Here is a 4,846-nt window from a genome sequence, read left to right as displayed (position 1 = left end):
CAAAACGCATATCAAAAGATATACCAACAAAACGTCCAAAAGGTTCCTAAAAACCTATCAATTCCCCCAACCTAAACCGAAGCCTAGATCAGAAAGACACGCCGTCAGCATATCCCTCTCTATCATATTCTCTTGTCAAAGACCAAAAGAGCCGAATAACCTAGCAGATCTTAGCAAACCCGCCAAGACCACTCCGTCTCGGTGAAGCAGCTTCTACACCCCATCCCATTACACCGTCAACACCCAAAATCAGAAAAAATTCATATTCCCGGTTTTTATAGATATTCACGCAGAAAAGGCCCCGTACGGCTTGCTGGATTTTTGGCAATATCTGCGGGTATGCCACTGGCAACAATCTGGCCGCCTTCATCCCCTGCCCCCGGGCCCATATCCAGCATCCAGTCACTCTGTGCTGCAAGACGCATATCATGTTCGGCCAACACAACCGTATGCCCTTGCGCAACAAGCTGCCGCAATTGACGTGTTAGCCGATCTACATCTGCGGGATGCAAACCGGTTGTGGGCTCATCCAGAACATATAAGATATGCCCTGCCCGCTTTTTCTGAAGTTCCGTTGCCAGCTTGATACGCTGCGCCTCTCCACCAGAGAGCGTTGTGGCGGGTTGGCCCAAACGTAAGTAACCCAATCCACCCTGCCGCAAGGTATCAAACCCATGCGCAATGTTCGGGCTATCCGCAAAAAACTCGTGAGCTTCATCAACGCTCATATTCAACACATCAGCGATATCGCGTCCATTAAGCATGATAGCCAGCACTTCCGGTTTATAGCGTGCCCCATGGCATTCCGGGCATGGGGCATACACACTAGGAAGGAAAAGCAACTCTACTTCAATAGAGCCCACGCCCTCGCAACGAGGGCAGCGCCCTTTTGCGACATTGAAGGAAAACCAACCGGCATCCATTTTCTGCTTCTTAGCCTGCGGCACAGCAGCAAAAGCTTGCCTGATCTGGTCAAATAGCCCCGTATAAGTGGCCAAATTAGACCGAGGTGTGCGGCCTATAGGCTTTTGATCCACAACTACGAGGCGCCGGATATTTTGTAATCCGCTGACCACCTGCCCTTCTGGTTCAGCACTTTCCGCAACTTCTGGAATATCGTTATCGTCTGCATCAGGCTGCTCAACAGGCTCTTTCTGCCCAAGCGCCTTGGAAACGATACTGACCAATGCCTGGCCAGTTAAGCTGGATTTACCGGATCCGGAAATGCCGGTCACGACCGTCATGACACCTAAGGGCAGATCAAGCGTAACGTTGCGTAGATTGTTCCAGTTAATGTTTTTCAGGCAAAGCCACTCTTTAGGCTTGAGAGGCACCGCCTGCCCGCACGTGATCTCATCAAAAATATAAGGCCGTGTGCGGGAACGAGAAACAGACTTCAGCCCATCCAACGGGCCACTGTATAAGATTTCACCACCCTTTTCGCCTGCATCTGGCCCAACATCCACCAGCCATTCTGCATGGCGGATAACCTGACAGTTATGCTCCACCACCAAGAGCGAATTGCCACCATCCAACAATCCATGCAGCGCTTTAAGCAAGGCTTGCGTATCACATGGATGCAAGCCAGAACTTGGTTCATCCAGCACATACAGCACACCAAACAAATTGGAACGAATTTGGGTTCCCAACCGCAGACGCTGATATTCACCGGGAGAAAGTGTTTGCACGCCACGGCTTAGCTGCAGATAGCCTAACCCCAATTCCAATAGCGTTTGCAGCCGCTCTATCAATGCTTCCACGATGCCGTAAGCTGCCAAACCTGTGGCATCTGTCTGTTTTTTGAGTTGCTGACTTTGCTCCTGCAAAATGGCTGTAATGTTCTTGAGCGGCAGTGCCGAAAGCTCAGCAATATTGCGCCCTGCAAACATTACCTGCAGGGCTTCAGCCTTAAGCTTTTGACCATGACACTCTGGGCACACGCTACTGACCATGAACGATGCAGCCCGCGCCCGCATTTTAGCGCTTTGCGATTTGGCAAAAGTGTTCAACACATACTGACGCGCACCAGTGAATGTACCGTTATAATCAGCTGGAACACCATGCTTTATGGCTTCTAGCACCTGTTCATGCGTGCGGCCGGGATAAACGGGCTCTGTTGGTGTTTCCTTTGTATAAAGGATCCAGTCCCGCGTTGCCTTGGGAAGGTCTTTCCACGGGATATCTACATTCACGCCACGCGTGATCAGAATATCCCGCAAGTTCTGCCCCTGCCATGCCGTTGGCCATGCGGCAACAGCCCGTTGCCTGATACTAAGCGTATCATCCGGCACCAATGTTTTTTCCGTTACATCGTAAATGCGCCCAAGCCCATGGCAACGTGGGCACGCCCCCATTGGCGTATTGGACGAGAAATCTTCTGCCTCTAAGCGGCTCATGCCAGCAGGGTATGTGCCTGCCCGAGAATACAGCATGCGCAAGAGGTTTGAGAGTGTTGTGAGGCTTCCGACAGAAGACCGACTACTGCTACCCCCGCGCTGCTGTTGCAAGGCAACGGCTGGGGGCAGCCCTTCTATGGCATCCACAACCGGCACTGGCATCTGATTAAACAGCCGACGCGCATAAGGAGAAACAGATTCCAGATACCGACGCTGGGCTTCTGCATAAATTGTGCCAAATGCCAGCGAAGATTTGCCTGACCCTGAAACGCCAGTCATCACAACAAATTTGTCACGCGGCACAGAAACAGAAACGTTTTTCAGATTGTGTTCACGTGCCCCGCGGACGCAAATCATATCGGCAGGGTTGCTGGCAGAAGGTTGTGTTTTCATGGGGGCATTATACGCCCCCTATTTCTGCCCTGTGGTATGGAAAAAAGAATAGGTGCCCTGCATGTGCCGCTTTCTGGCATTTAGCACGGGTAACAGAGCACCTGACCTACTTAATTAAAGCTTACAGAGTATCCTCTGTTGGGCCATCAGAAAGCGCACCTTCCCATTTAGCCGAAATTGCAGCGGCATAGCCGTTGCCCAGCACGTTGGTTGCTGTGCGCATCATATCCAGAAAATGATCAATACCCAGAATGAGCGCGATACCCGCCTCTGGCAGGCCAAACTGAGGCAGAACAGCCACAAGCGTAACAAGCGAGGCACGAGGCACGCCAGCAATACCCTTACTGCTGAGCATCATAACCAACAGCATCAGAAACTGCTGAGACCACGGCATATGGATGCCGTAAGCCTGTGCAATAAAAATGGCCCCAAAAGACTGGAACAGAATGGAGCCATCCATATTGAAGCTGTACCCCAATGGCAGCACAAAGCCACTGATCCGGGTGGGCACGCCAAAATTCTCCAGCTTTTCCAGCAGCAATGGATAAACAGATTCACTACTTGCTGTAGCAAAACCCAGCAGCACCGGCTGCACCAGTTCACCCACCAGCCTTTTAATGCTGCGCCCCAGAACCAGAAAAGCAATAAGGGTAAGAACGCCCCACTGCACAAAAATGGTACCGTAAAATTCCGCCAGAAACCGGCCAAAATGCAGCAACATGCCCGCGCCGCTTTGCGCCACAGTGCCCATAATGGAACCAAACACGGCCAGAGGTGCCAACACCATAACCATGTCTGTCATACGCAGCATGATATGGGCGAGCTCTTCCGTCCATTTCAGCATGGTCTCACCAGCCTTGCCTGCTGCGGGCAAGGCCACACCAAACAGAACCGAGAACACCACAATCTGCAGGATATCATTACGCGCCATGGCATCCATGACGCTGGTTGGCACAACGTGCAGCAGAAATTCAACGGGTTCAAAGGGGTGCTTCAGGGATGAAATATCAGACGGCAAAGGCGCTGAAAATCCATAACCAGGCTGAAGAATATTGGCGGCGAACAAGCCAATAAGCAGCGAGATAAAGGACATGGAGATAAACCACAGCAAAACGCGCCCACCCACGCGCACCACCAAGGTATCATCCCCTAGCTTGCCAATGCCGCTTACCAATGTTGCAAATACCAACGGCGCAATAATCATGCGGATAAGCCGCAGGAAAAGCCCCGTTAACAGGGCTGCCACCTGATGTGCCGCCGAAATATAGGCCGGAAACAGATCATGCACCGCAAGCCCGCATAAAATGCCTAGCACAAGGGCAATCAGGATAGCGTAGGTGCGCCGTTTGGTATTAGTGGGTGAAGCAACCGCTGCCATCTGTCATTCTTCTCCCTCTGGAGCATGAAACTTGTCAAAAAGAAGGCTCATATAGGGAAGAAGACGCAAGAGGTCAAAGCTGTAAAACAAGCAAAATTATTTCTTAACCGTATCTTTTACTTAACAATATGAATGATTACATGCCTATTTTTTGGTAAATGCCTGATACAATCTATTCAGGTTTCAAAACCCATACATTCTCCGTAGCGGGCACACCGCCTTTTAAACCGCCAGTTACCGCAGTACTTTCCAAACAGTTTATGGCATATTCTGCTCCGTAATACCGGTGAATATCCTGCCGGGGTACGCTAAACGGCGGCCCCGCTATACAAGATTGATCATATTCGAGAGTCACAAGAAGTTGCTCCGCTTTGCCTGAAATATCCATCAGATTCTCTGCGTAAGTTGCACGCATGACAGGCGGCAAAGCGACCAGAGCAGCACGATCATAAATAGCCTGCACATTCCCCAGCAGCGCACGAGAGAGTGTAAAAATATCACCCACAAATATGTTGAGGTTTTTTGCCTTAAAACACTGCATATTGGGTGCCATATTAGATATTTGCGGCGTTAGACCAATTTCGGAAAAAAGCTGTTCTACCGCAATCTGGCTACGGCGTGTCGTCAGTTAAGCAGGATGATGATTGAGGCGAACTGCACGGCTGCGAGGAAGGTCGAT

Annotated in this window: 3 protein-coding genes; all 3 read right to left on the bottom strand. The window is 50.7% G+C overall.

Going from position 1 to position 4,846, the window contains the following annotated elements:
- Nucleotides 1-275: 275 nt before the first annotated feature.
- Nucleotides 276-2,789: an excinuclease ABC subunit UvrA gene (locus CSR02_RS14885; RefSeq protein ID WP_099542205.1), complete on the bottom strand. Its 2,514-nt coding sequence runs from the start codon at nucleotides 2,787-2,789 to the stop codon at nucleotides 276-278.
- A gap of 121 nt (nucleotides 2,790-2,910) precedes the next feature.
- A complete protein-coding gene (locus tag CSR02_RS14880) occupies nucleotides 2,911-4,167 on the bottom strand; it encodes a dicarboxylate/amino acid:cation symporter (protein WP_003625967.1) in 1,257 nt (418 codons plus the stop codon).
- 172 nt (nucleotides 4,168-4,339) lie between these two features.
- The gene (locus CSR02_RS14875) at nucleotides 4,340-4,774 is read right to left on the bottom strand and encodes a class I SAM-dependent methyltransferase (RefSeq protein WP_264820688.1); all 435 of its coding nucleotides are present in this window, start codon (nucleotides 4,772-4,774) and stop codon (nucleotides 4,340-4,342) included.
- Between the last annotated feature and the right edge of the window lie 72 nt (nucleotides 4,775-4,846).

Origin of the sequence: Acetobacter pomorum, from assembly GCF_002738225.1 — a bacterium.
Taxonomy (GTDB): Bacteria; Pseudomonadota; Alphaproteobacteria; order Acetobacterales; family Acetobacteraceae; genus Acetobacter; species Acetobacter pomorum.
Note: the sequence above shows the minus strand (reverse complement) of the source record. Positions and strands in the feature narration are given on the sequence as shown.